Source organism: Lactococcus sp. FSL K6-0773, assembly GCF_038006485.1.
Classification (GTDB): Bacteria; Bacillota; Bacilli; order Lactobacillales; family Streptococcaceae; genus Lactococcus; species Lactococcus lactis.
Window position 1 is genome coordinate 1,118,639 of record NZ_JBBOVF010000001.1, and the last position, 26,017, is coordinate 1,144,655.

General features: G+C 35.4%; 23 protein-coding genes, 1 other RNA gene and 2 pseudogenes. 11 read left to right on the forward strand and 15 right to left on the reverse strand.

Features of this window, described 5'->3' with window-relative positions; all coding sequences use genetic code 11:
- Positions 1-10 precede the first annotated feature (10 nt).
- A complete protein-coding gene (locus tag MHB61_RS05275; RefSeq protein ID WP_003132450.1) occupies positions 11-1,291 on the reverse strand; it encodes a DRTGG domain-containing protein in 1,281 nt (426 codons plus the stop codon).
- Positions 1,292-1,297: 6 nt separating this feature from the next.
- A complete protein-coding gene (locus tag MHB61_RS05280) occupies positions 1,298-1,879 on the reverse strand; it encodes a GNAT family N-acetyltransferase (protein WP_003132449.1) in 582 nt (193 codons plus the stop codon).
- A gap of 412 nt (positions 1,880-2,291) precedes the next feature.
- Here MHB61_RS05280 and MHB61_RS05285 point away from each other — a divergent pair, with 412 nt between their 5' ends.
- From MHB61_RS05285 to MHB61_RS05315, 7 genes are all read left to right on the forward strand, one after another.
- The gene (locus tag MHB61_RS05285; protein WP_032398814.1) at positions 2,292-3,431 is read left to right on the forward strand and encodes an isochorismate synthase; all 1,140 of its coding nucleotides are present in this window, start codon (positions 2,292-2,294) and stop codon (positions 3,429-3,431) included.
- A 53-nt stretch (positions 3,432-3,484) separates the two neighbouring features.
- Positions 3,485-5,167: a 2-succinyl-5-enolpyruvyl-6-hydroxy-3-cyclohexene-1-carboxylic-acid synthase gene (menD, locus tag MHB61_RS05290; RefSeq protein WP_014570466.1), complete on the forward strand. Its 1,683-nt coding sequence runs from the start codon at positions 3,485-3,487 to the stop codon at positions 5,165-5,167.
- Positions 5,157-5,972 (forward strand): 2-succinyl-6-hydroxy-2,4-cyclohexadiene-1-carboxylate synthase, encoded by an 816-nt coding sequence (menH, locus tag MHB61_RS05295; protein ID WP_003132446.1) that lies wholly within the window; start codon positions 5,157-5,159, stop codon positions 5,970-5,972. The genes menD and menH overlap by 11 nt, the downstream gene beginning before the upstream one ends.
- Before the next feature lie 386 nt (positions 5,973-6,358).
- A complete protein-coding gene (menB, locus tag MHB61_RS05300; RefSeq protein ID WP_003132444.1) occupies positions 6,359-7,201 on the forward strand; it encodes a 1,4-dihydroxy-2-naphthoyl-CoA synthase in 843 nt (280 codons plus the stop codon).
- A 126-nt stretch (positions 7,202-7,327) separates the two neighbouring features.
- Positions 7,328-8,683, forward strand: coding sequence for an o-succinylbenzoate--CoA ligase (gene menE, locus MHB61_RS05305; protein ID WP_003132443.1), 1,356 nt, complete (start codon positions 7,328-7,330; stop codon positions 8,681-8,683).
- The gene (gene menC, locus MHB61_RS05310; protein ID WP_003132442.1) at positions 8,680-9,783 is read left to right on the forward strand and encodes an o-succinylbenzoate synthase; all 1,104 of its coding nucleotides are present in this window, start codon (positions 8,680-8,682) and stop codon (positions 9,781-9,783) included. The genes menE and menC overlap by 4 nt, the downstream gene beginning before the upstream one ends.
- Positions 9,780-10,196, forward strand: coding sequence for a PaaI family thioesterase (locus MHB61_RS05315; protein WP_010905531.1), 417 nt, complete (start codon positions 9,780-9,782; stop codon positions 10,194-10,196). The genes menC and MHB61_RS05315 overlap by 4 nt, the downstream gene beginning before the upstream one ends.
- On the opposite strand, the gene MHB61_RS05320 is transcribed toward MHB61_RS05315, so the two are convergent.
- The 8 genes and pseudogenes from MHB61_RS05320 to MHB61_RS05360 form a co-directional block, all read right to left on the reverse strand.
- Positions 10,197-11,237, reverse strand: a complete 1,041-nt coding sequence (locus MHB61_RS05320) for a LacI family DNA-binding transcriptional regulator (RefSeq protein ID WP_010905530.1) — start codon at positions 11,235-11,237, stop codon at positions 10,197-10,199.
- Positions 11,238-11,279: 42 nt separating this feature from the next.
- Positions 11,280-13,472: pseudogene (locus MHB61_RS13815) on the reverse strand (TIM-barrel domain-containing protein).
- A gap of 53 nt (positions 13,473-13,525) precedes the next feature.
- Positions 13,526-14,158: a YesL family protein gene (locus tag MHB61_RS05335; protein ID WP_031559032.1), complete on the reverse strand. Its 633-nt coding sequence runs from the start codon at positions 14,156-14,158 to the stop codon at positions 13,526-13,528.
- 86 nt (positions 14,159-14,244) lie between these two features.
- Positions 14,245-15,807 (reverse strand): extracellular solute-binding protein, encoded by a 1,563-nt coding sequence (locus MHB61_RS05340; RefSeq protein WP_058225871.1) that lies wholly within the window; start codon positions 15,805-15,807, stop codon positions 14,245-14,247.
- Positions 15,808-15,866: 59 nt separating this feature from the next.
- A complete protein-coding gene (locus MHB61_RS05345) occupies positions 15,867-16,769 on the reverse strand; it encodes a carbohydrate ABC transporter permease (protein WP_014570460.1) in 903 nt (300 codons plus the stop codon).
- A gap of 10 nt (positions 16,770-16,779) precedes the next feature.
- A pseudogene (locus tag MHB61_RS05350) lies at positions 16,780-17,730 on the reverse strand (ABC transporter permease).
- 233 nt (positions 17,731-17,963) lie between these two features.
- The gene (locus MHB61_RS05355; protein WP_003132915.1) at positions 17,964-18,113 is read right to left on the reverse strand and encodes a hypothetical protein; all 150 of its coding nucleotides are present in this window, start codon (positions 18,111-18,113) and stop codon (positions 17,964-17,966) included.
- A gap of 83 nt (positions 18,114-18,196) precedes the next feature.
- Positions 18,197-19,144 carry an IS30 family transposase gene (locus MHB61_RS05360; RefSeq protein WP_003130410.1) on the reverse strand — a complete coding sequence of 316 codons (948 nt, stop codon included), beginning with the start codon at positions 19,142-19,144 and terminating at the stop codon, positions 18,197-18,199.
- Between the two features lie 163 nt (positions 19,145-19,307).
- Between MHB61_RS05360 and MHB61_RS05365 the strand changes: the two genes are divergently transcribed.
- From MHB61_RS05365 to MHB61_RS05375, 3 genes are all read left to right on the forward strand, one after another.
- Complete coding sequence (locus MHB61_RS05365) at positions 19,308-19,475, forward strand: hypothetical protein (protein WP_153927714.1); 168 nt, start codon at positions 19,308-19,310, stop codon at positions 19,473-19,475.
- Between the two features lie 87 nt (positions 19,476-19,562).
- Positions 19,563-19,832, forward strand: a complete 270-nt coding sequence (locus MHB61_RS05370; protein ID WP_014570459.1) for a hypothetical protein — start codon at positions 19,563-19,565, stop codon at positions 19,830-19,832.
- A 36-nt stretch (positions 19,833-19,868) separates the two neighbouring features.
- Positions 19,869-20,980, forward strand: a protein-coding gene (locus MHB61_RS05375) for an IS3-like element IS981 family transposase (RefSeq protein WP_124175202.1) whose coding sequence is annotated in 2 segments (ribosomal slippage) — positions 19,869-20,085 and positions 20,085-20,980 — 1,113 coding nt in all. Because the reading frame shifts where the segments join, the coding sequence is not laid out codon by codon here.
- A gap of 400 nt (positions 20,981-21,380) precedes the next feature.
- Here the strand turns inward: MHB61_RS05375 and ffs are convergent.
- From ffs to MHB61_RS05400, 5 genes are all read right to left on the reverse strand, one after another.
- An RNA gene (ffs, locus tag MHB61_RS05380) (signal recognition particle sRNA small type) lies at positions 21,381-21,466 on the reverse strand.
- 15 nt (positions 21,467-21,481) lie between these two features.
- Positions 21,482-21,949 carry a tRNA adenosine(34) deaminase TadA gene (gene tadA / locus MHB61_RS05385; RefSeq protein WP_003129664.1) on the reverse strand — a complete coding sequence of 156 codons (468 nt, stop codon included), beginning with the start codon at positions 21,947-21,949 and terminating at the stop codon, positions 21,482-21,484.
- Entirely contained in the window at positions 21,950-22,888 is a 939-nt protein-coding gene (locus tag MHB61_RS05390) for a metallophosphoesterase (protein WP_003129662.1), read from the reverse strand.
- Positions 22,876-23,628 (reverse strand): MBL fold metallo-hydrolase, encoded by a 753-nt coding sequence (locus tag MHB61_RS05395; RefSeq protein ID WP_003129661.1) that lies wholly within the window; start codon positions 23,626-23,628, stop codon positions 22,876-22,878. Before MHB61_RS05395 ends, MHB61_RS05390 begins: the two co-directional genes overlap by 13 nt.
- A gap of 125 nt (positions 23,629-23,753) precedes the next feature.
- Positions 23,754-24,863 (reverse strand): vitamin B12 independent methionine synthase, encoded by a 1,110-nt coding sequence (locus MHB61_RS05400; protein ID WP_003129660.1) that lies wholly within the window; start codon positions 24,861-24,863, stop codon positions 23,754-23,756.
- Between the two features lie 167 nt (positions 24,864-25,030).
- Between MHB61_RS05400 and MHB61_RS05405 the strand changes: the two genes are divergently transcribed.
- The gene (locus MHB61_RS05405) at positions 25,031-26,017 is read left to right on the forward strand and encodes a zinc-binding alcohol dehydrogenase family protein (RefSeq protein WP_010905528.1); all 987 of its coding nucleotides are present in this window, start codon (positions 25,031-25,033) and stop codon (positions 26,015-26,017) included.

Below are 26,017 nucleotides of genomic sequence, written 5' to 3' on the forward strand. Positions count from 1 at the left end.
TCTTTTATTTTTATGTTAATTGTACATTGACTAGAACTTTAGCTACGATGTTATTGACATGATAAATTTCACAATCAACCATTGCACCAATTCGTGTTTCTCCAATCACCTTTGGATAAATCTCTAGCACATTGTCAATAGCGGCAGCTCCCATCATATGCATATTTAATGCTTCAATGATGATATTCCGTCGTCTTTTTTTGGCAAAAACACGTTGAACAACTTGCGTAATTAGTTCTGCAAAAACACCATTAGCAATTGTTCCCACGCTATTTATCATAAATGGTTCGACCGTCACGGTGTAGGCTGAGCCTTTTTCTACCAAAGAATTAGCAATATTATCACTGAAAGTGTGAGCCACCTGACTTTCTTCCTGAGCTTTTTGTAAGCTTTGGAGAAGGTCCGATTTGGTAATAATTCCTGCGTAAGTATAATTTTCGTAAACGACAGGCATCATATCATAGCCTTCATAAATCATCTTTTGTGAAACGCTCGCCACTGTCATACTCGCTCTTGCAACATTAGCTCTTGTCATTACTTTATTGAGCGGAGTATCGTTTTTCTTATTTGTAACATCCCGCATGGCAACTACACCCACAACAACATTGTAAGTGTTGACGACGGCAAAACGACTGTCGTTCGTTTTTTTAACTAAATCTAAAAAATCTTTGACTGTATCTTCTTCCCGTAAGGTTGCCCTTTTTTGATGAAAGACATCTCCGACCGTAATAATATCTTTTTTGATAAGTTCATTGGCCAAAGCGTGACTAATACGATTAGCAACGGTAAAGGTATCATAGGATGTCCGTAAAAGAGGAATTCCTAATTGATTAGCATAGTTGACAACTTCTTGGTCCACGTCAAAGCCCCCAGTAACTAAAACAGCATTCTGCTCTCTGAGGGCTAGATTTTGAATCTCTTTTCGGTCACCAACGATAACTAGACCATTGGGCGAGAGGTAGCGCTTGAAGGATTCTCTTTGCATGGCTGAAATGACAAATTTGCTGAATTCGACTTCTAATCCAGCAAGTCCACCTAAAACATCAGCATTAGCTATTTCTGCAAGTTTACCAAAGGTTAATCGATTGGCTACTTTTTGTCCTTTAACTGCCACTCTAACGGTTCCAGAACGGTCATTTACGGCTACCAAACCTAGTATTTCTGCTTCTTTGATTGCGCGATATGCCGTTCCGTCAGCGACTTTCATTCGATTGGCAATCCCACGTACACTGACTTGTTTACCAATTTCCAAACCTTCAATATAATTTAATATTTCTTCGTGCTTTGACATAAAACTTCAAATTTCCCCAATCTCTGAATTTTTTTGATAAATTTCATCGTCACTTTTTCCAAGTTCATATTGTTCAAAATCTCTAATTTTTTTGCTGTATTGATTCGTCCCTTTAAATTTTTTAACTAAGTGATAACCTGATTTAAGGGCAACTTTTTTAGACGGAACATTTTCTTTATCAATCAATAAAATCAACTTTTTAAGTCCAAATTGTTCAAAAGAAAATTCTGTCAGTACTTTTAATGCTTCTGTCAGTAACCCTTGATTCCAATAATTTTGATTTAAAACATAACCAATTTCCGCAGACTGATTTTTATCAGAAATTTTCACAAAATGAATATCTCCAATCAGCCGATGTTCAGATTTCAACTCAATTGCCCATTTCCCTAAAGGACTTTTCATATAATCGTTAGCAATTGAAAAACGTGTTTCTGAAAGTGACAGATGCGGGGCAAAAACAAATTTTAGATTTTCAGGATTACCTGAATAGTCAAACATGTCCTCAGCATCTTTTAAATCAAAGGGACGCAAAAGCAATCGCTTTGTTTCAATAATGCTAAACTCAGCTAATTTGACATAAATATTCATGGCACTCCTTTTTGAATGTTTTCATGATTTTAATTATATCATAGTTTTTAACACTAAATTTAATCATTAAGACCTGATAAAAATACAAGCCTATCTGTAAGTGCTAAAGCGCCAACAGCTACGCTTTGACGAAGCGAGTCTTCGCAACTACATCGCTGGCACGGCAGTGAAGATACGAACAATGAGGATTATGACCGAACGAAGCGGGAACGATAATTTTCCGCTGAGTGAGTAATAAGGTATCTAGGAAAGGCACCATAGTGGCTTCTGTCTGCGCGTTCACGCTTTAGCGTGTTATAAGCAGTGATACTTATATCAGAAAGTCTATGAAAAATGAATGAAGATTTGTAATTTTAGGGCTCATTATTCCTCTACTATGCTGAGCTATGTTATAATTTTTATGGTAGAAAAAATGAATTATATAAAAATCAATTTAAAATTAAATAACCCCTTAGCTTTCTGGGCAAACTTTTCAGAAAGTGAGCGTTTCTTTTGGTTTGACCCTCAAAAAGAAACTTTTGTTATTGGCTGTGAGCGTTTGAAAGCCATTGACCTTGAACATGATAAGTTTTCTGACTATCCCTATCTCTTTCATAGTCAGACTTTTTTTGATGACATTAAAGGAGAACTTTGGGAAAATTTCGGTGGCGAAACCATTGCTTTTAAACATTATTTCGTTGTCAATAAGGAAAATTCTTACACCCTCACTTGTGATAGCCCACGAGAAATTCCTGAAATCACTATTCCAAAATTTAAGCATCAACTCACTGAAAAAGCTTCTGATTTTTCGGCTTGGCAAGAACTTTTTTATGCCATTCAAAAAAATTTTGCTGACGGAAAGAGTCGAAAAATTGTCGCTTCAAGAGAACTTGAATTTACAAGTCAAACCTCTTTTGAACTCGAAAGTATCATCCAAAATTTATTAGATAATAATCCAAATGCTTTTATTTTTGCTTATCAAAAAGGAAAAAGAATTTTCCTTGGAGCATCGCCCGAAATTTTAGTTCAAAAAGAAAATGACCAACTCCTTAGTTATGCCTTAGCTGGAACTTTTCCAAAAACAATGGAAAATGCGGGGCAAAAATTGCTGACAGACCCCAAAAATCTTTTAGAGCATGATATTGTTGTCCAAAAAATAAAAAGAAATCTGCTTGAAAAAGCCGAGACAGTAACGGTTGGAACAACCGAATTAATGGAGTTGAAAAATGTTTATCATCTTCGGACAATTTTAAGTGCTAAAAATTCTGAGCTTTCACTTATTGATTGGACAAAACAGCTTCACCCAACGCCTGCTCTTGGAGGAGAACCTCGTCATGAAGCCCTCGAATTCCTCAGAAAGCATGAAAATCATGAACGAGGACTATACGCTGCACCTCTCGGATTAATTGACAGCAAAGGAAATGGCACAATGATTGTCGGGATTCGTTCGGCTTTGATTGTGGACAAGAAACTTTATGCTTATGCAGGGTGTGGAATTATCCCTTCTTCCGATGCTTTAGAAGAATTTAGGGAAACCAAGGTAAAATTAAAAACCATTTTAGAAGCTTTGTAACTTTTTAAAATATTTTACGATTTTAGATTTTTAAATTAGAAATGGAGATAGTCATGACCAATGAATATTTAGCTCCCTTTGTTGATGAACTTTTCAATTTAGGGGTACGTGAAGCTGTTTTTAGTCCAGGTTCACGTTCAACGGCTTTAGCCATGCTCTTTGAGGAATACAAAAAATACGATACTTATGTCAACATTGATGAACGTTCGGCTGCTTTTTTTGCTCTGGGAATTGCTAAAGCGAAAAAACGTCCTGTTGTTTTAGTTTGTACTTCAGGTTCTGCTGCGGCTCATCATTTTCCAGCTGTCCTTGAAGCAAAAATGAGTCGAGTTCCCCTTATTATTTTAACGGCGGACAGACCGGCTGAGCTTCAATTCGTTGGAGCTCCTCAAACAGTCGACCAGACCAGATTTTTTGGAAATTTTGTTAATCATTTTGAAAATCTTGAAGCTCCACATATTCAAAAGCAGTCTCAAACAGAAAACTTTTGGACCTATCCACGTAAAGTCGCACAACGAGCTGTCTTATCAGCTATTTCCCCTCTTTCGGGTCCTGTGCAAATCAATGTTCCCTTGCGTGATCCTTTAGTTCCAGAATTAAAAAGTGAAAATTATGAAAAAGGACGTTCTAAACATGCCTTTAAATTCTATGAGGGACAAGCACAAGTAATACTTCCATTTGATGAAGCATTGCTTTCTGGAAAAACATTAATTTTAGCCGGTGCCAATTTTGACAAAGATTATTCTGAAGCACTTTTAAAACTTGCGGAACAATTAAAAGCTCCAATTTTAGCGGATCCACTTTCTAATCTGCGTAATCATAATCATCCTTTGGTCATAGACTCTTATGATGCTTTTTTAGCAAATAATGATTTAAAAACTCAATTAAAAGCGGATGCTATTCTGCTTTTTGGACAAATGCCTGTTTCTAAACGTTTGCAACAATTCGTTGCTTTCAATAACGAAGCTGAATTTATTCAAGTTGACCCTGCTCTTGATTATCGCAACCCTAGTTTGACAACGACAACGATGGTTCAGTCTGATGTTCTCCCTTTTGCTTCTTCAATTAAAAAAGTAAATTCTGATAGTTCTTATTTGGAAAAATGGCAAAATGCTCAAGAAAAAATGCGACAACTTCTTGAAAAAGTGACTTATGAAGAAAGTCCTTTTGAAGGACGTTATGTCCAAGAACTACAAAAACATTTGGAAGCGCTGGATGCTCAACTTCTTGTTTCAAATAGTATGGAAATCAGATATATTGATTATTGGTGGAAAAAAGCAGATGCCAAAGTTAGAATTTTAGGAAATCGTGGTGTGAATGGCATTGACGGGACTGAATCAACTGCACTCGGAATTGCTACAACGGGTAAACCGACGGTTTTATTGACTGGGGATTTGTCAATGCTACACGATTTAAATGGTTTAATTGTTGGTAAAACACATGAACTTAATCTGACTATTGTGCTATTTAATAATGACGGTGGTGGGATTTTTCATCATTTAGCTCAAAAAGGCATACCGAATTTTGATTATCTTTTTTCAACTCCACATGGTTTAAATTTTGCTGGACTGGCTGAGTTGACTGGTTTAGATTATCATTTGGTCAGTGGCTATGCTGATTTTGGTCAGCAATTTGAAGCTTCTCTTCATCAATCTGGCATTCATCTTTTGGAAATTAAAACGGATAAAGATTTAAGTCTTGCTTTACATCAAAAATATACAACTTATGAAAATTGATAAAAAAATAATTACTATTGATGGTTTTGATTATGCTGTCCGTATTTGGGGGACTGGAGAGGTCCTATTTGCACTGCATGGTTTTTCTGAAAGTTCTAATACCTGGCGAAATCTTCATTTGGCCGGCTACAAAATTGTTGCTATCGATTTGTTAGGTCACGGTTCATCAGCAAAGCCAAAGGAACTTGCCCCTTATAAACTTGATGCGATTTTGAAAAATCTGCACTTGCTATTTGCACAATTTACTGACGGAAATTCTTTTTCACTACTTGGCTATTCAATGGGCGGACGATTGGCGCTTCGTTATTGCCTTGCTTATCCGTCAGCTCCTGTTAAATATTTGATTTTAGAATCAACTGGTCCTGGGCTTTTATCTAGTGAAGACCGCAAAAAAAGACGACTGGCTGACGAAGAATTAGGACAGAAGATTTTGTTAAATGGGGCTGCTTGGTTTGCTGACTTTTGGGCTAATATTTCACTTTTTGAATCACAAAAAAAACTGTCAGTAAAAATTCAACAGGAAATTTGGGAAAGCCGTGCAAGCAATTCACCCTTAGCTCTTGCCCAAACTTTGAATGGAACAGGTCAAGGCCAACTTTCCTATATTGGCGATAAAATTTCTTTAATAAAATCCAACATTCTCTATCTATCTGGTGATTTAGACGAAAAATATTCAAAAATTGCTAAAGAAATTTTTGCTCCAAATCCGAATGTCACTTGGATTTCTGTTGCTGCTTCTGGTCATAATATTCATCTAGAAAATCCGGTCACCTATCAAAAAATACTAGAGGAATTTTTACCTTAGTCAAAATGCTTTATGATATAATTGAAAAGTAATGCCTATATCACTTCTGTCAGTAAAACTGATGAATTAGTTTTACTGACAGAAATAAATACAATAAAAATAATTTTTCTAAGTGGACTTATGAAAGTTAATGAAAATAATAGAACTTCATAACTTCTAAACACTCAACGACAATCTGACATCAAAGATATCAGTTTGTTGCTGTCCCTGAAGTCTAAGCGCTAAAGCGTAAAGACCCTAGGGCCCCTCACATCTTAATTTTAATTGAGTTCGGACTCGCAGAAGTTGATGAAAATAGATAAAATGGAACTTGGGCTATGCCCAGAACCGCATTTTTCTAATTTTCACAACTTCTAGCGCTCGTCCTCACATCTTAAAGGAGAATCATGTCAAAATTTAACTGGGTTGCTCTCAACCGTAACTACGAAGATATTATTTATGAAACTTATGATGGAATTGCTAAAATTACCATCAATCGTCCTGAAGTCCGCAATGCCTTCCGTCCCAAAACTGTCGTTGAAATGATTGATGCTTTTAGTGTCGCTCGTGATGATACCAATGTCGGCGTGATTATTTTGACTGGTGCAAATCATGGAAAAGGTGAAGATAAAGAAGCCTTTTGTTCTGGTGGTGACCAAAAAGTACGTGGAAATGGTGGATATGTTGGTGAAGACCAAATTCCTCGTTTGAACGTTTTAGATTTGCAACATTTGATTCGGATTACACCAAAACCTGTCATTGCTATGGTAAATGGTTTTGCCATTGGTGGAGGTCACGTGTTACATATCGTTTGTGATTTGACTATCGCTTCTGAAAACGCAAAATTTGGGCAAACTGGTCCGCGTGTTGGTTCTTTTGATGCTGGTTATGGTGCTGGTTTACTTGCCGCTATGGTTGGGCAAAAGAAAGCACGTGAAATATGGTTCCTCTGCCGTCAATATACTGCCCAAGAAGCAATGGACATGGGAATGGTTAATACTGTTGTTCCATTTGACCGTCTTGAAGAAGAAACCGTTCAATGGGCCCAAGAAATGCTTGCCCTCTCACCAATGGCACTTCGTATGCTCAAAGGTTCAATGAATGCTGCAACTGACGGACTTGCTGGACTGCAACAATTTGCAGGAGATGCAACACTTATGTTCTATACTACGGATGAAGCCAAAGAAGGACGCGATGCTTTCAAAGAAAAACGCAAACCTGATTTTGACCAATTTCCAAAATTCCCATAAAAATTTCCCAAATTGCTGACAAAGCGTCTTTTTGACGCTTTTTGTGATTTAAAAGTTACTGACAGGATTTCTGTCAGTAAAAAATACACAGAAAGGAGAAAATCGAGTTCGCTCACGTCTTAAAATATGAAATGGTTAAAAAAACAGGCGGAACTTTATCCCCAAAAACAATTTTTAAATGACTCTACTTTTGCCCAAATCAATCAGGAAGTCAATAAGATGGCTGAACATTTGGCCCCCCTTATTGACAATCAATCACGGGTTGCGCTCCTTTCAGAAAACTCTGTTGAAATGGCAGTCGTTTTGTTTGCCTTGCTCGGTTTGTCAAAAGAGGTTCTTCTTTTGAATAGGCATCTGACCGAATACGAACTGGCTGACCAAATCAAGGAACTCAAAATTGACAAAGTCTTTACTTCGGATTTACTGACAGAAAAAGTTACTGACAGCATTTCTTTTTCGGAAATTTGGACTAGTAACCCTTGCCCTGTAAGTCTGTCAGCAGATTTTCCTGATGAAAAAATTGTAGTCATCATGAACACTTCCGCTACTACCGGAAAATTTAAATCTGTCCCTATTACTTGGGGCATGATTTCAAATCACGTCAAAGCCTCAAAGGAAACGCTTGGCGCTTATGACAATGATAATTGGCTTGTCATCTTACCTATGTTTCATGTCTCTGGGCTTTCCATTATTATGCGTACTTTATATAATGCAACATCAGCGACCGTTGTTGATAAATTTGATGAAAACCAACTTCTTGAAATGATCAATTCTGGGAAAATCAACATGGTTTCACTCGTCCCAACCCTCCTTACAAGAATTGCTGACAAATTGCATAGCAATAACTTACGTTTAATTCTACTTGGTGGTGAATTTATTCCCCAACCTTTAATCAAAAAATGCCAAGAATTAGGTCTTCCTATTTACAAAACTTATGGAATGACTGAAAGTTTTTCACAATCTGTCACTTTTAATATTTTAGATTTCCCTGATAAAACAAGCTCTGTCGGGCGGCCTTTACCAGGTGTTGAAATTGAGATTCGTCAAGCTGACCTTGCTGGCGTTGGTGAAATTTGGTTAAAATCTCCGATGTTGATGAAAGCTTACCTAGGCCAAAAGCCTTACGGCACAGCTTTTGAAACAGGCGATATTGGTTATCTTGATACGGACGGTTTTCTCTATCTGCTCAATCGCAGAAAAGATATCATTATTTCTGGCGGTGAAAATATTTACCCCAAAGAAATCGAAGATTTAGTTTATTCTCTTCCTGAAATCAAGGAATGTGCACTTGTTGCTAAGCCAGATGCCAAGTGGGGACAAGTGCCAATTCTCTTCGTTTCAGGCAATATTTCCCAAGAAAAATTAGAAAACTTTCTCACTGAAAAACTGGCAAAATACAAACGACCACAATCCATCACTTTCATGGATGAATTGCCCAAAAATGCTTCTGGAAAAATCTTGAGAAAAGAGCTTAAAGGATGATAATTGAAAAAATTACAATGTTTCATGTTCAACTCCCTATGAAATTTAATTTTAAGACCGCCAAAGGTTCCTTAAATCTCCGAGATACAATTATTATAAAAGTTGAAAGTCCTAACGGACTTTCGGGATTTGGTGAAGTTGTTGCTTTCACGACTCCTTTTTATACTTCAGAAACTTTTGCTGATTCTTGGAAAATCTTGGAAGAAACTTACCTGCCAGAAATTTTGCAAAAAGAATTCTCACACCCTTTTGAAATACATGAATTTTTTAGAAATCCCTTACCAATGGCACTGGCCGGACTAGAAAATGCACTTCTAGATTTGTATTTTAAAGAAAGAAATAAAAATTTGATTGCTGGTCTTTTCCAAGAAAAATTAGCTGATAAAATCCCACGTGGTGCGGTGCTTGGACAAATGTCTGACGAGCAAACCATTAAGGAAATTGACCAACTTATTAACAGTGGCGTCAAAAGAATTAAATTAAAAATTAGTCCACAAATTGGGACTGACTTGATTAAAAAGCTGGTAAAAAGATATCCACAAATTACATTTGCTCTTGATGCCAATCAAAGTTTTCAACTGACAGACTGGCCAGTCATCAAAGAGCTAGACGAACTTGGTCTGGCTTGTATCGAAGAACCTTTTGATATCAAAGATTTATCTGAATTAAAATTACTGACAGAAAACTTCTTAACACCAATTTGCTTTGACGAATCCGTTCAAGATTTAGAAAGTCTAAAAATACTGACAGAACTTCCTTTTCAAACGATGCTCAATGTAAAAATAGGTCGTTTAGGTGGACTTTATCAAACGCAAAAAGCTATCGAATTTTGCAGACAGCATCAGATTGGCTTTTGGATTGGCAGTATGGTTGAGTCTGGTATCTCAAAAATACTCCATGTCCAACTCGCCGCGCTTTCTGGAAATGCTATGGCCGGTGATTTATCCGATTCTAAGCATTATTTTGACCTAGACCTCGTTCAACCAGAAATTGCATTCCCAAATGGCTGGATGACCGTCCCGACTGGCATTGGCATCGGTCTGTCAGTTAATGAAGTCGCGCTAGATCACTATACTGTAAATAAGGAGATTTTCCAATGAACATGATTGACCAACTCAATATCACAGATTTTCAAGTTTTTACTGACGAGAATTCTGACAAGTCTGTCAGTAAAATTTATAAGTTCTCAAGTAAAATGATACTCAGCGATTTTCATGCTCAACCGCACGGCTTTTTAAATGGAGGTGCAAGTCTTGCCCTCGCTGAAATCACAGCTGGTATGGCAAGTAATGCAATCGGCTCCAGTCAATATTTTGCCCTTGGTCAAAGCATTAGCGCCAACCACCTCAATTCAAAAAAATGCGAAGGTTTCGTAAATGCCTGCGGTCTTCTCCTCAAAAATGGCAAACGCAACCATGTCTGGGAAATCAAAATCACTGACGAAAATGAAACGCTCATTTCTCAAATCACAGTGGTCAATGCTTTGGTACCACAAAAAAACTCTGACAAATAGTCAGAGTTTTTTTACGCTATCCCGAACGAGAAGCAAACTATCAGAAATATAATCCTCAGAAATTTCATTTTCAATTGAATCAATCAAATTAGACATTGCCATCTTCCCTTTTTCAACTTGGTCGATTGCCACTGTGGTCAATTTAGGTGAAATAAATTCATCAAATTCTGCATTATCAACTCCTACAATCGAAATATCCTTAAATATTTGATTTAATTTTGCTGCAAGAATATCAGCTGTACTATAAATAGCCGTAAAAGGTTGCTCCATTAAATATTCTGATACACTTTTCAAAATTTCTTGATAATCCGCACTTTTTGTTGTCAGGAATAGGATTTCTCCTTTAAAAAATTTACGAAATGCACAGTATCGTTTTTCAATGACACTTGGTTCCTCTTGATTAAAGTCAAAACTAAAGAAAAGAACTTTTTTATGTCCCATTTTGGAGAGATAATTGGCAATACTTTCTGAAATTTTTTCCTCATCTGTTCCAATAAAATTTCTTAACTTTCCATCTAATTTTTTCGCTTTTTCAAAATAAGTATCGATATAACTCACTGGTGTTAAAATAGCATCGTCTATTTTGAAGAAATCTCTATTTGAAGCTCCAACTACAATAAAACCAGCAAAAGCCCAATTTCTTTGGAGCTGCTCAATCCCCTTTGCACTTTGGACAGTATGAACCATTGTAAAATAGCCTTTTTCTTTAGCCATTCGTTCAATCCCCGTCAAAACAGAAGATATAAAAGGGTCAGTAAAATCTATCGTTTGAGACTTATTGTAAAATAGCACGCCAATCAATCTTGATTTTCCTGAACGTAAATTAGAAGCATTTTGATTTGGAACATAATTATATTTCTTTACTAAGGCTTGAATTTTGGCTTTTGTTTCTACCGAAACGCGTGAATTTTTTCCACGAATAACATTTGAAACAGTCATCACTGACACACCAGCCATTTCCGCAATTTCTTTTAAAGTGATTTTTGTCATAATATTCGTTTCTAACAAGAAGCGACTGATGTTCACATTTTTGTAAGTCATTTTATCAGAAGCCCTGTAGTCTCATTATACAAAGGTTCTTCCTTATTTTCCACTATAAAGTAATTCAAATAGACTATCTTCTAACTCTGCATTTTCAATCGTTTTGATATAAGCCACTTGTTTATCATATTCTTTAATCAAAGAAAGTTTCTGCAAAATTTGGTCTTTTTCTTCATAATCAATCTCTGCAATATCTAACCTTCTAAAAAGGGAAGTAGCAAAATCCCAATCAAACTGTCCTTCTTCTTCTTTTAAATCAATAGAAAAATTTCCTATTTTACCAGATACAATCTCCTTGCCACCATAAACAATAGTATGCTTACGCATCGTTTCTTGTTTACTTGTAATTGTAAAAATTCCCTCTACAAATTTCGCTTTAGTTTCATTATCATCTTCTAATAAAGTATACTCTCCATCAGCACCTGGAAATATTTTCCAGATTATCTCACTAGGAATTTCTTCTTTTATCAGAGGATTTTTATCTAGTGGAATAATAGCTCCTGCTTTAGCAAAAACGGGTATTTCGGTGATTTCTCGATATACTTTAAGGCTAACATTACCATCATAGCGTTGACCTGTAAAAAAATCATACCAGATTCCTTCTGGAAACCAAACCTCCACATTTCCCATCTGTAAATTGAAATTCATTTTTTTTGTAATTGGTGCCACCATTAATTGGTCGCCAAAGTTATATTGATTTCGATGATTGTAAGCTTCTTCTTCCAATGGATACTCATAATAAATAGGTTCAATAAGCGCTTTTCCTTTAAAAGCAGTCATAAAATTAGCACTATAAAGATATGGAATCAGTTGATGTCTAAGTTGCAGAAATTCAATCATTGATTGCTCAATAACACTATCAAAATGTCAAGGCTCTTTGCTAGTAAACTCAGATTTAGAAGAGTGAAGTCGATTAATAGGTGAAAATACTCCGAATTGTAACCACCTTAGACTAAGTTCGGCATCTTTATAACCTTGCATATGTCCGCCAATATCATGACTCCACCAAGTATAACCAATATTTGAGGCAGTACTCGTAAAATAAGGCTGAAAGTCCAAACTTGCCCATGAAATAACTGAATCTCCTGAAAATCCTAAGGGATACCGATGACTTCCTGGGCCAGCATAGCGGCTCAATATAATATTATTTTTATTCTTTTCTTGAGCCTTTTGGTATTGATAATGATTGAGTAACCAGAGAGGGTCAACTCCCGATTTTGAAATTGCTCCCTGTTGCCAATCAATCCACCAAAAATCAACCCCTTCGTTTTCTAAAGGTCCATGAACCGCTTCAAAATATGCTTCTCGAAATTTAGGGTTGTCAAAATCAAATTTTGCTGCCTCTTCTAATTCTGTATTTAAATCAAGAATTTGAGCAACTTGTGGATAAACATCTTCAAAAGCACGAATTCCATCAGCTGGGTGGTCATTCAAAGTCACTTTCAGTTTTCTTTGATGTAATTCATTAATAAAGTTTTTGGGATTAGGAAATAATTTTTTATTCCATGAATAACCTGTCCATCCAGAACCAAACCGACTTGGAACCTCTGATACCTTATGCCAATCCATATCAATCACACTGACAGATAAGGGAACTTTCTTGTCAGTAAATTTATCCATCAATGCTAAATAAGATTCATCGCTATAGTCATAATATCGACTCCACCAATTTCCCAGAGCAAACCGAGGAAGTTGTGGTGTATTTCCTGTCAGCTGATAAAAATCTTTCAGAGCTTGTCTATAATCTCGTCCATAAGCAAATAAATATAAATCAATTTTACTGACAGAACTAGCAGCAATATCCCCTGCTTCTGACAGAACTTTTCCTTTGTCCTCCAAAATTGCAAAACCATTTTTGGACATAATTCCATCTTCTAAAGGACATTCACCATCAATCATATCCAAAGTTATTGTCGTTCCACCCAAATTTCCAGCAGATTTTTCGCCAAAATACCAACGATTAGAATAAACAGAAAAGTTAAATTTCACATCAGCAAATAAACTTGCATTTGTAAACTCTCCGCCACTATAATAAAGATGAACTGTTGAAGTGATGATTTCAAGTGTACTTTCTTTTTTTATAAAATCAAATTTTACCTCAGGAAAATCTCGATTTTGTACCATTTGTGTCGTTCCATCTTCAAATTCACCTGTATGACTATACTCAATACGAATCAATTGCTCGGTCAACACCGTGAATCTGGCTTTATCAAATTTTATAATATTATTATTCATATATTTACTTTCTAATTCACTGATCGTTTTGTCAGTAGATATCTTACTATAATCTAATGAGTCACTCTTTCAATTCTGTCAAAAACCTGTTTAATCATGATTGAATTGACAAGATTAATCACAGAAAAGCCACCAAAAGTTAAGAAATAAATCATTGTCAGTAAAGCTTGCGGACTTGTAAAACTAAAATAGATTATGAATCCATTAAAGATCAGTAAAAAAAAACTTTGAAACCAATTTTGAATACTCAACAACAAAATATTATATACTGTTTTTTTCAAAGAATTCTTGTATCTTCCAATGTAAGAAAATCCATAAACACTCGCTAAAGCAATAAACACACATAAAATAAACGCTGCCGTTCTCATCAAAAATGAAAGCAGTAATGGCAGATAGCTTACTAAACGAAAATCATAAAATAATATAAAAGTTAGCAGACTTAAAATGATGAAAAAAATTGTTGCTTGTCTAAAATTTAGACTGAAACTTTTAAAATAATTCTTGATGACACTTCCTCTGTTTTGATGTAATATTTTTTGTAAACTCGTTTGCAAGGCACAAAGACTTGCTCCAATCGTAATCAGTGGAAGTGAAGTTAGAATAAATAAAGTATTCAAGATAATTAAATCTGCTAAAAGAGCCATTATTCTCATCACTGAGCTATCAATATTCAGTAATTTCCCCATTATTTCATCCCCTACTTCTGACAAATCTGTCAGCAACCTTTAATAATAAACCAGAGGATTTTAGACCTCTGGTCTTTTAAATCAAACTATTTTCCCAAAGCCTTTTGATAACGGTCAAAAGCACCTGTCTGTATTTTCAAATAATCTTTGAGTCCCATTTGGTTTAATTTTGCAATATAAGCATTCCAATCTTTATCAATCCCACCTTTAGTGACCCATTTTGCAGTTTCTTGTGTTGTATAAGAACTCAAATCTGGATAAACTTGAGCAATTTTTTGTAATTCATCATTTGTATAAGTAACCGAAGGAAAGGCAGGCCGAGCATATTGTTTCAACTCTGCATCCATTTTTAATTTTTGAGCATCACCATTTGTAGGGTCTTCAAAAGTAACCTTATCATTCAAACTGTTATCCCATGATTTAGGTCCAAAATCTCGCAAGGAATTTATCCAAGCTTGAGTGTCTGCTGAGTTATCCCCAGTTGGTTTTAAAACTTTGTAAGCATCACCTGATTTTTCAGTTCCAACTCCAAAAGCTCCATAATAATTTTGAATGGCTGCATCATTAGTATAAAATTTATCAGCCCACTTCATTAGTGCTTTTACATTTTTAGCATGAGTTGTCACCATAAATTCGTCCCGTCCTTGATTAAAATGATCAGGGTCAGACATCACATATTGATTACCATCAGGTCCTTTTAATGCAGGCAAGGCAACATAATCTTTAGCATTCTTACCAAAAGTTGCATCAGTTGTCCAGCCAACAGACACGCCAACTGTTTCAGTATCAGCCATTAATTTTGCTTGTGCTTGAGTAGGATCAAGTGTATAGAGTTCAGGGTCAATCAATCCTTTAGTGAAAGCATCATGCATTGCTTCAATTCCTTGCTTGAAGTTGTCAGTTGAGCGAATATAGGCTGGTTTTCCCTTCAACATCATCATTTCATTTGAATTATCAGCACCTCTTAAAACACCAAAAGGTAAAGTATAGGACATTGTTGGATCAAAATTACCTGTTCCATAAGGAATCTCATCTGCCTTTCCATTACCGTTAGGATCTTTAGTTTTAAAAGCTTCCAAAACTTTTACAAATTCATCATAGGTCGTTGGCATTTGTAAGCCCAATTTATCTAACCAAGTTTTATTTATAAACAATTGGTTCGCAATAATCGGACGCATTGGAGCTTCTTTAGGCAAGGACCAAATATGTCCATCTGGACTTGTAATCATGGCTTTTAAGGCTGGATTCTTCTTCATCGCCTTTTGTAAATTAGGCATATCTTTCACGTATTTTTCCAAAGGAATAAAATTAGATTGATTCTGAGCAATTTCTTGGTCTGTAAAGGTGATTGAACCCATAAAAGCATCTGGTAAATTTCCCCCTGCCATCAATGTTGACTTTTTATCTCCCCAATCTGCGTTAAGATAAGTATTCCATTTCACATTAATTCCTGCTTCTTTTGCTAACTGATTTGGAAATTTAGTATAATCGTTTCCCCAATCAGCCCAACGAACCGTTGCCACTGTAAAGTCTTTATTACTTGAATTATCCTGTTTGCTAGAACTTGAATTTCCACAAGCAGAAAGTAAAGTAATCGCTGCAAGCATTGAAGCTGCTCCAGCTGCAAGAACCAATTTTTGATTTTTCATTTGAAAATCTCCTATAATTTTATTTTTATAAACGCTAATTAATTATTAACTCTAACAAATTACTCTTTTATTGCTCCAACCATAACTCCTTGGTTAAAATATTTTTGTAAAAAAGGATAAACCATCATTATCGGTAATGTAGAAATAACAATAGCAGCATATTTCATCATATCAGCAGTCTGACGAAGTTGGGTCGCCATATCTCCTGTCGCTTGGCTTTGTAACGTTTGGTTTGTAATCAATAATTGTCTTAATATTAATTGTAAAGGCTGTAAATTTTGGTCAGTCAGATAAATCAAAGCACTGAACCAAGAATTCCAAATTCCTACTGCTGTCCATAATCCAATGACAGCCAAAATTGCTTTGGATAAAGGAAGAACAATTTGAAAAAAATATCTAAAGGTACTCGAACCATCAACTTGAGCTGCTTCCCAAAGCCCATTAGGAATAGACTCTTGGAAAAAAGTTCTAGCAATAATAATATTATAAGGTGACACCGCAAAGGGAACAATCATAACCCAAATCGTATTCAAGAGTCCAAAATTTTTGGTTACTAAATAAATTGGAATTAAACCACCTGTTACAAACATTGGGATAACATAGAGTAAAGAAATCCATTTTCTTCCTAATAAATCTTTACGAGAAAGTGCGTAACCGACTGGAATATTGACTAATAATCCGAATGCCGTTCCTGCAACTGTATAAAAAATTGTATTAAAATATGAGCGCCAAATTAAGGGTTGAGCGAATAAAGTTTTATAGCCTTCTAAACTCCATGATTTTGGCCAAAACCAGACTGCGCCTGTTGCCACATCTTGTGGGTTAGAAAAAGAGGCGATAATAACAAACCAAAGTGGGTAAATGATAAGTAAAATGAGCAGAATTGCCATCCCATATATTAAAACATCAAATATCTTCTCTTGTAGACTTCTTGGTTTTTTAGATTTATGTTTATTTTTCATCATTCTCCTCTCAGAATAAACCTGTCTTAGTCAATCGTCGTGAAATGAAATTAACCGTAACTAAGATAACTAGATTAATGACCGTTTGAAATAAATTGATAGCAGTCGAATAAGAATACTGGAATGACTTGAGTCCTACTTTGTAGACATAGGTTGATATTATCTCCGAACCTGATAAATTCAACGGATTTTGCAAAAGAAGGACTTTTTCAAAACCAATATTTAAAAGTTGACCGACAGCTAAAATAAGCATAATCATCATTGTTGGGACTAATAAGGGAAGGTCTATTTTTATCATTTGTTGTAAACGAGAAGCTCCATCCATCGTAGCCGCCTCATAATAAGTAGGGTCAATTGCAGAAAGGGCTGCCAGATAAATAATTGAATTCCAACCAACATGTTGCCAAACATCTGACCAAACATATAAACTAGCAAAAGCATTAGGATTACCAATAACGTCTGGCATCTTCACATTAAATATTCCTAAAAAGTTTGCTACTAACCCATTTGAAGGAGAGAGAAAAAGTAGAATCATACCACACATTACCATTGTTGAAATAAAGTGTGGTAAATAAGTTGTGACTTGAAAAAACTTTTTAAACGCTTGAACTCTAATTTGATTACAAATTAAGGCAAGTGCGATTGGCAAGGTAAAACCAAAAACAATACTGTAAACAGCAATTTTCAACGTATTTAATATTGTTGGCCAAAACTGATAAGAATTAAAATACTGAATAAACCATTTAAAACCTACCCAAGGACTTCCACTTACTCCAAGAGCAGGTTAATAATCTTTAAAAGCCATCAGCAATCCGTACATTGGTACATAAGCAAAAAGAATAAGTAAAATAGTTGCTGGAGCTAGCAGAATATATAAAGAAGTATTATTTTTTAATCTTTCTTTTATTCTGCTATTCTTAGCTTTTTTAGGTAAAATTTTTACTTGAGATGTCGGTGTCATAATAAACCTCTCTTTTAGTTTAACGTTAAACTTATTTGATAAACTCATCATAACCCTATCAATAAAAAATGTCAATACAAAAATCCTTACATACCTATTTTGAAAGCGTTTTATAATTTTGCGGTAAATTTTCTGATTTTTTTATTTTATATAAAAAAGCAGTAACTAAATTATTAATTGCTACTTCTATTATTTATTTAACTGTCTCTCTAAAATAGTTTGCTACTTTATACCTAACCATTTTCTCTTATAAAATAAACCTCAAATTCATCAGCAACCTTATCACTTCCTGAAGGAAGAATTCTCATTTTTACTTTATTTTTATTAATAACTTTATAACGGAAAAAAGCTTCTTCTCCTCTTTTATTAATATTTATTTTCACTAGCAGAAAACCATCTTTGTTAGGTCCATATTTTTTATTTTCTTTTTATACTTCTTATATTTAACGCAAATTGCAAGTCCAAGTTAGCCAGCCAAGCTCATCTCATATGAACTCTTATAGTTGAACATTTTTCTTGGATAATGGTTCATCCAATACTCGATAGCGGCGACTTCTTCAGGGGTCGTCTTTGTTGTGCCTTTTGGCAGATGCCTACGAATCATTCGGTTATGGTTTTCATTCGTCCCTCGCTCAAAGCTCGCGTAGGCGTGTGCATAGTAAACTGGACAGCTTACGACCTCAGAGAGCCTTGCAAATTCATGGCCATTGTCAGGGGTAATGGATTTGAAGTCATAACTTTTTTGAAGTTCCACCAGCTCATCATTGACCGCCTGTGCTGTTTTCCCATCAATCAAGCGAATGATCTCCGTGCGGTATTTTCGCTCTGTGAGCGTCAAAAGCACCTTGTTCTTAGCTCTCGTAAGAATGACCGTGTCAATCTCGTAATGCCCCACTTCTAAGCGATTGTTAATGAACTCAGGCCGTTCTTCAATAGACTTGCCAAAAGGATGCTTTGGCGCACGAGGTTTGATTTTCTTTGCCGCCTTATACTGCGGATAGAAAAGATGATGACGCTTGGCTTCTAACCAGCCCCAGTTGACCCAATTGTAGAGGCTGCTCAGAGAAACTCCTTTTAGAGCCTGATGAATGACTTCCAAAGAGTCCTTGTCTTCTTTAAGACGTGTACTCACATAACAATCAATCTCAGTCGTGAGTTTACTCGGACGAACACTGTGAGCCCTCAATCCTTCATAATTTTCTTGAGCCTTTTTAGCAGAGTATTTTACCTTCCGCTTGAGCTGGATTTCCCCTCGCTTCATCTCTCTGTCAATCGTCCCATGAGCTTTATTCAATAAGCGCGCAATCTCACGGTTGCTCAGTCCTTCTTTATTGTGCCAACGTTCAATGTTTAAACGGTCTTGATTGGTCAGGTGTTTCCCTTTGCTCTGGCTTGTGATAGAATAGTCTTGCATCTGAATTTCCTTTTTATACTATTTGGTCGAACTTCTAGTATAAGAGATTCAGATGTTTTTTGCTTGACTCAAGGTGGCTAACTTCATTTTACAATTTGCGTTCTTATATTTAATGATATAATTCTTTATGAAAAGAAAAAATATACTGTAAGCAGAGGATCCAATGAGAGAAAAAATAAAAAAAATATTCATAGACATAAAAGAAGAAGGTTATAAACACATTATCTCTTGTATAGTTGGAGGGTTGATTCTTATTGCAGCTTTTCTATTCTTTTGGCCTTACAATAATTATGTAAATCCTGAATTAAACATAAAGAATATTTCAGTATAACAAATTGAAAATAAAGCCGTCTTAAGTCCAGATAATCCGACTCCTCCCGCCCATGATGCAGCATATTATGACAATGGAAAACTTATCATGATAAATAGCCATGTTGCCCCCGTCTTACAGATAAATCTCATAGGAAAGGGTAATATTAAAAAAGCTGACATCTACTATACTCTCCACTCTGAAGAAATTAAACAAAGTGTATCTGTAAAAAATCCCACTTTCTTTAAGAAAAATTCTTATAAATTAAAAACCGAATTGAATTTATCAAGTGAAGAATCTAATCCAGAATATATTTTATATTTAAAACTAATTTCTGAAAAAGAAAATAAACCATATGATGTTATCCTTAAATCTTAGAGTCACTATTGTATAATTTAGACAAAGGACAAAAACATGCAAAAACGCTACTCAAAAGAATTTAAAGAAACCCTTATCGCTTTCTATCATTCTGGTCAATCCGTCACCCAGCTGTCTAAAGAATACGACGTGGCCCCTGCAACAATTTATAAATGGATAGACCTCTACTCTAAATCTAATGAAAGCTCCGTCTCTAAAGCTGATTTTCTAGAATTAAAAAGACAACTGGCTAAAGTTAAGGAAGAACGAGACATCTTAAAAAAAGTATTGACCATATTCGCCGAGAAAAAGAAGTGAGTGCTGCGGATATGGCTCAAACCATACAAACTTTAGCACTCAATGTCAGACTAAGCTGTCAACTCCTTGATGTTCCTGAATCAAGTTATTATGAACGGATTAACCGACATCCATCTAAAACTCAATTAAGGAGACAATACCTGTCACTCAAAATTTCTCAACTCTTCAATGCTAACCGAGGAATCTATGGTGCTCCTAAAATTCATCATCTTCTACTTAAACAAGGGGAAAAAGTCGGGTTAAAACTGGTACAGAAGCTAATGAAACAACTTCAACTCAAGTCTGTAGTCATTAAGAAATTTAAGCCTGGATACTCACTAAGTGATCACATCAATCGAAAAAATCTCATACAGACTGAACCTACAAAGAAAAATAAGGTTTGGTCAACCGACATTACTTATATTCCTACTCAACAAGGATGGGGTTATCTCTCAACCATTATGGATCGTTATACTAAAAAAGTCATTGCTTGGGATTTGGGCAAGCGAATGACTGTAGAATTAGTGCAAAGAACTTTAAATAAGGCCATTAAATCACAAGACTATCCAGAAGCTGTTATTCTTCATTCTGACCAAGGAAGCCAGTATACGAGTCTAGAGTATGAAGAGTTGCTTAAGTATTATGGGATGACTCACTCTTTCAGTCGAAGGGGATACCCTTATCATAATGCCAGTCTTGAATCTTGGCATGGACATTTAAAAAGAGAGTGGGTGTATCAATTTAAATATAAGAACTTTGAAGAAGCCTATCAGAGTATTTTCTGGTACATCGAAGCCTTTTATAATTCAAAACGAATCCATCAAAGTTTAGGGTATCTTACACCTAATCAATTTGAAAAGGTAAGTGCTTAAAATAAATAGATTAAAATTCTACGTTTGTTACTCTAAAAACTTGACTTAACGTCAATATGTTTATGTTATTCAATATAAGAATGAAAAAAAAATTTGTGTATATTCTGAAGATGAGATTGATAATATGGTAGAGGGGAGTCAAGAAAATCTAACTATATCATTAGAAAAGAGTGGTATTCAAAAATTTATTAAAAAAATAAAATGAGTCTTCTCAAACTTTTAATTTTTAAATCAATTGATAAATCTCTTTACTTTCTTATTGATCTCCAATTGCAGTAAATGCTATTCTTTTAAAATTCTTATACCAAATCTATTTTATTTAGCAATAAAATAAATTAAGTTTTATAGTATCAAATTTATAAATTAAATATTTAAAAACTCAATCATGACAACTTTTGATACAAAAAAAGAGCACATAAGCTCCATACTTAGTGCTGCTACCGTCAGGTCCTGACACGCTTAGTAAGAAACTTATTGCTCCGAAAACTATTATAACACAATTTATTTTTTTCGTCTATTTTTAAAGAAATCTTGCATGATTTTTGCACACTCGTCTTCTAAAATCCCCGATTCTACTTGGACTCGATGATTCAGTCGCTTGTCTTCTAAAATCTGATAAAGACTGACCGTTCCTCCAAATTTAGGATTTGTCGCTCCAAAGTAAACTTGTGGAATCCGCGCTAACCCAATTGCTCCGGCACACATGACACAAGGTTCAATGGTAACAAAGAGGGCGCAATCAAGAAGTCGCCAATTTCCCACTGCCTGATTTGCCGCTTCAATCGCACAAACTTCAGCATGATGTGTCGCCCGACCATCAAGCTCTCGCCTATTGAAATCACGCGCAATAATTTCGCCGTCTTTGACAATGACAACTCCAATCGGAACTTCCTCATTTTCAGCTGCTTTCTGCGCTTCTTTGAGTGCTTCCTTCATAAAAAATTCTTTTTCTTCTTCTGTAAAATTCATTTATCCTAAAAATTTCTCTTGTTCAAGACAATATATTTTGACTGGAACTGCTTCAAATTGTTCTAATGTCCCATTGACAATTGTATTATCTAAACAAATATAGTTTCGATGTTTCCCAAATAAAAAACCACTCACATGACCAACAAAGACCTGAACATCAGTGTTTGGTACGCCCACAGCTTTAGCAACACTATTTCGCCGTTCAAAAGAATCCCCTGGCAAATGTTCCCAAAACAAATCTTTTGTCTTCTCTTTTTCATAAGAAAGGCTCATTTTTGCACTATGAGAGAGTACCACCCACTTATTTCCAATTTTTTCAATCAACTGTTCTGGCTGACCAAAGTTATTATTCATTTCTGTCAGTAAAAATTGTCTGTCAGTAACTGACAGCTTTTTCCAGTTTTCAATTGAATACTGCCAGCCATTTGGTGGAGCCCCTTCATAAATATCAATCGTTCCAATTGCATTTGAAAGTTGCTCTTCATCCGTTTTACCGTCACTTGCAAGTTCTGACCACATTTGCTCATGATTTCCTATCATGACTGTCACATGATAACCAGCATCTGGCAAAGTTTTCAACAAATAAAGTAAGACATCAAAGCCAAAACGGCCATGATCAATGCTATCTCCCAAGACAAAAAGCCGGTCATTTTTACTAAAATGAATCTCTGTCAGCGTTTTTTTCAAGCCAGATAAGCGTCCATGAATGTCAGAAACAAATAAATTACGCTGATAGTGCTTATCATCACTGACAAACCTCGTTTTAGAACTGTCAGCACTTTTTTTAACCAATTGTTCAATCTGACTTTTCGTTTTTGGTGGATTGTAATTAAGCACACAATTTTGGATACTAACAAAGCCAAAGAAAATTCCTGTCAGTAAAATGACAAATGAAATGAGGAAAATTAGCTTTTTAAAAGGGCTTATCAAAGTTGCCATTTTTTATGCGGAACTGCTAAATCAGTAATGACAGCATCCCCCGCTGCTTCTTTTGCTTCTGTCAGTAAAATATCCAAATCACCAAATTGTGGCAGATGAGTCAAAATTAATTTTTTAACCTTTGCATCCTTAGCAATTTGACCGGCTTCAATTGATGATAAGTGATTAGGCATTTTTGCTTTATCTTTAAAGAAATAAACATCAGCAAGAAGAAGGTCAGCCTCTTTGGCAAAGTCAGTCAATTCATCAAAATAACCAGTATCTCCAGTATAAATCAAAACTTGTCCCGTTCTGCGTTCAACAATGCGCATGGCATAATTCACCACAGGATGAACTGTTTTTAGAAAAGTAATATCAAAAGGACCAACTTTTGTTCCATTTTCGACATTATAAAGATGACCTTCCGAAACCTTATCCAAAGTTAATTTAGAAAATTCATATTCATTTTCCCCATGGCCATAAATAGGCAACATCATTCCATCCCAACCATCTTGACCCAATGGATAAAGCTGACGATATTGGCGAAGAGCACCCAAATCTGCAATATGGTCTTCATGATAATGACTCAAAATAACTGCATCAAGTTGAGTTGGTTGCAATTCATGTTCAAGTTCTGTCACTGCGCGTGAACCACAATCTAAAAGCATGTTAAAGCCTGATTCTGATTGTAAAAGATAAGAGGTTGTTCCGGCATCGCGCGTAGGATATCCGCCCCAAACACCTAGTGCTGTTAATTTCATATTTTTTTCTCGCTTTCTTTATTTTTTGCTTAAGTCTATTATAACAAAGCAAAGCTAATTTAGCTTATGCGCCATTTAATCTTTACTGACAAACAAAAAAAGTGGTAGAATCCACCACTTTTATTTTATTTCCAAATTTTATCCACAATCTTTTTAATATGTGCTAATTTAGCCCATTCTTCTTCCTCAGTCAAATCGTTTCCTTCTTCTGTAGAAGCAAATCCACATTGTGTTGAAAGTGCCAAATTTTCAAGTGGAATCGATTCAAGCGCCTCGTCTAAGCGAGCTTTAATGTCTTCATACTTTTCAAGTTCTGGATGTTTAGAAGTGAAAAGTCCTAACACAAGCAAGACATCTTTTCTTTGATTCCAAATTTCTGCTAAGGGAGCAAAAGAACCTGAGCGAGCATCATCGTATTCTAAAAAGAAAGTATCATAATTAAGCTGACCTAAGTATTTTGCCACAGGCTCATAAGAACCCTCAAATAAATAAGTTGATTTGAAATTTCCTCGACAAATATGAGTTGAAACTCTCAAGTCCTCAGGTAAATCCTTCAAGAGTTTATTAACAAGATAGACAATGTCTTCACACATCTTAACATACTTTTCATGATTTTCTGGATCATCTAATAATCTGGCAATAAGATAAGCCCAAGTCGTATCGTCCAGTTGAATATAACGCGCACCCAATTCATAAAAGTGTAGCAAAGTTTCATGATAAGCTTGAGCCAAATCATCTAAGAATTCTTCCCAACTTCCATAAAATTCTGGCCAACGGTCTGAACGACCATCACGATTTGGAATTAACGAAGGTGAAGGAATAGTAACTTTAGGTTCAACTCCTTCTGGTAAAAGACTTTTTAAATAGTTAAAATCCGCAAAAAAGGGATGTTCTGGGTTAAAAGCTACTTTACCAGTCAATTCAATATTAGTTGTTCTTGTTTTTGCACCATGGAATTTATAAGAATCCTCTTGTTCATAAGTCCCAACTCCATTAAGCCCCCAGAGGAAATCTAAGTGCCACCACGAACGATTAAATTCTCCATCTGTCACCGCTTTAAGGCCAACGTTCACTTCTTCTTTCACTAATCTCTTAATTTCAGATTCTTGAATTTTTTTAAAGTCACTTAATGGAAGTTGCCCTTCTGAATAAGCCAAACGTGCTTCTTTTAAAGTTTGGGGGCGGAGAAAACTTCCAACGTGGTCAAAATGATAATGCTTATAAGTTTTTGTCATGAAATTACCTAGATTCTATTAGTTTAACTCATTCCATTGTAGCAAAGCGTCATTTCTTTGGTCTTAGAAATTTTTAATGACATGATGTAAATATTTAATATTAAATTCAAGTGATTGACTTAGGAGTCAGACTGGTATAAACTTTTACTTATAAGAGAGGTAGAGAGATGAAAGCAATTGGAACTATTGATTCTAGCAAAAATTTTATTGACTTTGAAATAGAAAAGCCAATCTTAAGACCCCATGATTTATTGATAAAAGTCGAGGCAATCTCAATCAATCCAGTTGATACAAAGGTTAGAAAAGGGATTAAAGGAAATTTAGCAGAACCAAAAATTCTAGGTTGGGATGGTTTAGGAACTGTCGTCGAACTTGGGAGTGAAACTAAGCTTTTTAAGGTTGGGGATAAAGTGTTTTGGGCCGGTGATGTTACTCGTTCAGGTTCAAATGCTGAATTCCAAGCCGTTGATGAACGAATTGTTGGTTTTGCTCCCAAAAATTTGACCAAAGAAAAAGCAGTCGCTATGCCTCTAACAAGTTTGACTGCCTATGAACTTCTCTTTGAAAAACTAGAAGTGACTGATAAATCTAAAGGAAAATCACTCCTCATTATTAATGGTGCAGGTGGTGTTGGCTCAGTAGCAATCCAAATGGCCAAAAATGCTGGATTGACAGTGATTGCTACGGCATCAAATCCCCAAGCCATTGAATGGGTCAAAAATTTTGGCGCCGATTATACCGTCAATCATCATGAAAAATTGGTTCCTCAAGTTCATGAACTTGGCTTTAAGTTTGTAGATTATATTTTAATTTTAAATGCCGTTGTTGAACATATGCCAGCAGTAAATGAGTTAATTGCGCCACAAGGTTCGATTGCAAATATTGTTGAACCAGGGCAAGCTATTAATTTAGATCAACTAGCTCATAAATCTGCACGTTTTAACTTTGAATGGATGTTTACAAAAGTCGTCTCAAATACATCTGATTTACAAAGTCAACATGATATTTTAAATAAAGTTTCTGAATGGCTAGATAATGACGTTCTAAAAAGTACAATGACTCAGAATCTCGGACCAATTACCGCTGAGAATGTGAAAAAAGCTCATGAACTCATTGAAGAAAATCATACAATAGGGAAAATTATCCTATCTTAA

What these genes read in the sequence shown, in the direction of transcription:
- MHB61_RS05275 (WP_003132450.1), bottom strand. Translation starts at nt 1,291, where the DNA reads ATGTCAAAGCACGAAGAAATATTAAATTATATTGAAGGTTTGGAAATT.
- MHB61_RS05280 (WP_003132449.1), bottom strand. Translation starts at nt 1,879, where the DNA reads ATGAATATTTATGTCAAATTAGCTGAGTTTAGCATTATTGAAACAAAG.
- MHB61_RS05285 (WP_032398814.1), top strand. Translation starts at nt 2,292, where the DNA reads ATGAATTATATAAAAATCAATTTAAAATTAAATAACCCCTTAGCTTTC.
- menD (WP_014570466.1), top strand. Translation starts at nt 3,485, where the DNA reads ATGACCAATGAATATTTAGCTCCCTTTGTTGATGAACTTTTCAATTTA.
- menH (WP_003132446.1), top strand. Translation starts at nt 5,157, where the DNA reads ATGAAAATTGATAAAAAAATAATTACTATTGATGGTTTTGATTATGCT.
- menB (WP_003132444.1), top strand. Translation starts at nt 6,359, where the DNA reads ATGTCAAAATTTAACTGGGTTGCTCTCAACCGTAACTACGAAGATATT.
- menE (WP_003132443.1), top strand. Translation starts at nt 7,328, where the DNA reads ATGAAATGGTTAAAAAAACAGGCGGAACTTTATCCCCAAAAACAATTT.
- menC (WP_003132442.1), top strand. Translation starts at nt 8,680, where the DNA reads ATGATAATTGAAAAAATTACAATGTTTCATGTTCAACTCCCTATGAAA.
- MHB61_RS05315 (WP_010905531.1), top strand. Translation starts at nt 9,780, where the DNA reads ATGAACATGATTGACCAACTCAATATCACAGATTTTCAAGTTTTTACT.
- MHB61_RS05320 (WP_010905530.1), bottom strand. Translation starts at nt 11,237, where the DNA reads ATGACTTACAAAAATGTGAACATCAGTCGCTTCTTGTTAGAAACGAAT.
- MHB61_RS05335 (WP_031559032.1), bottom strand. Translation starts at nt 14,158, where the DNA reads ATGGGGAAATTACTGAATATTGATAGCTCAGTGATGAGAATAATGGCT.
- MHB61_RS05340 (WP_058225871.1), bottom strand. Translation starts at nt 15,807, where the DNA reads ATGAAAAATCAAAAATTGGTTCTTGCAGCTGGAGCAGCTTCAATGCTT.
- MHB61_RS05345 (WP_014570460.1), bottom strand. Translation starts at nt 16,769, where the DNA reads ATGAAAAATAAACATAAATCTAAAAAACCAAGAAGTCTACAAGAGAAG.
- MHB61_RS05360 (WP_003130410.1), bottom strand. Translation starts at nt 19,144, where the DNA reads ATGCAAGACTATTCTATCACAAGCCAGAGCAAAGGGAAACACCTGACC.
- MHB61_RS05365 (WP_153927714.1), top strand. Translation starts at nt 19,308, where the DNA reads ATGAGAGAAAAAATAAAAAAAATATTCATAGACATAAAAGAAGAAGGT.
- MHB61_RS05370 (WP_014570459.1), top strand. Translation starts at nt 19,563, where the DNA reads ATGATAAATAGCCATGTTGCCCCCGTCTTACAGATAAATCTCATAGGA.
- tadA (WP_003129664.1), bottom strand. Translation starts at nt 21,949, where the DNA reads ATGAATTTTACAGAAGAAGAAAAAGAATTTTTTATGAAGGAAGCACTC.
- MHB61_RS05390 (WP_003129662.1), bottom strand. Translation starts at nt 22,888, where the DNA reads ATGGCAACTTTGATAAGCCCTTTTAAAAAGCTAATTTTCCTCATTTCA.
- MHB61_RS05395 (WP_003129661.1), bottom strand. Translation starts at nt 23,628, where the DNA reads ATGAAATTAACAGCACTAGGTGTTTGGGGCGGATATCCTACGCGCGAT.
- MHB61_RS05400 (WP_003129660.1), bottom strand. Translation starts at nt 24,863, where the DNA reads ATGACAAAAACTTATAAGCATTATCATTTTGACCACGTTGGAAGTTTT.
- MHB61_RS05405 (WP_010905528.1), top strand. Translation starts at nt 25,031, where the DNA reads ATGAAAGCAATTGGAACTATTGATTCTAGCAAAAATTTTATTGACTTT.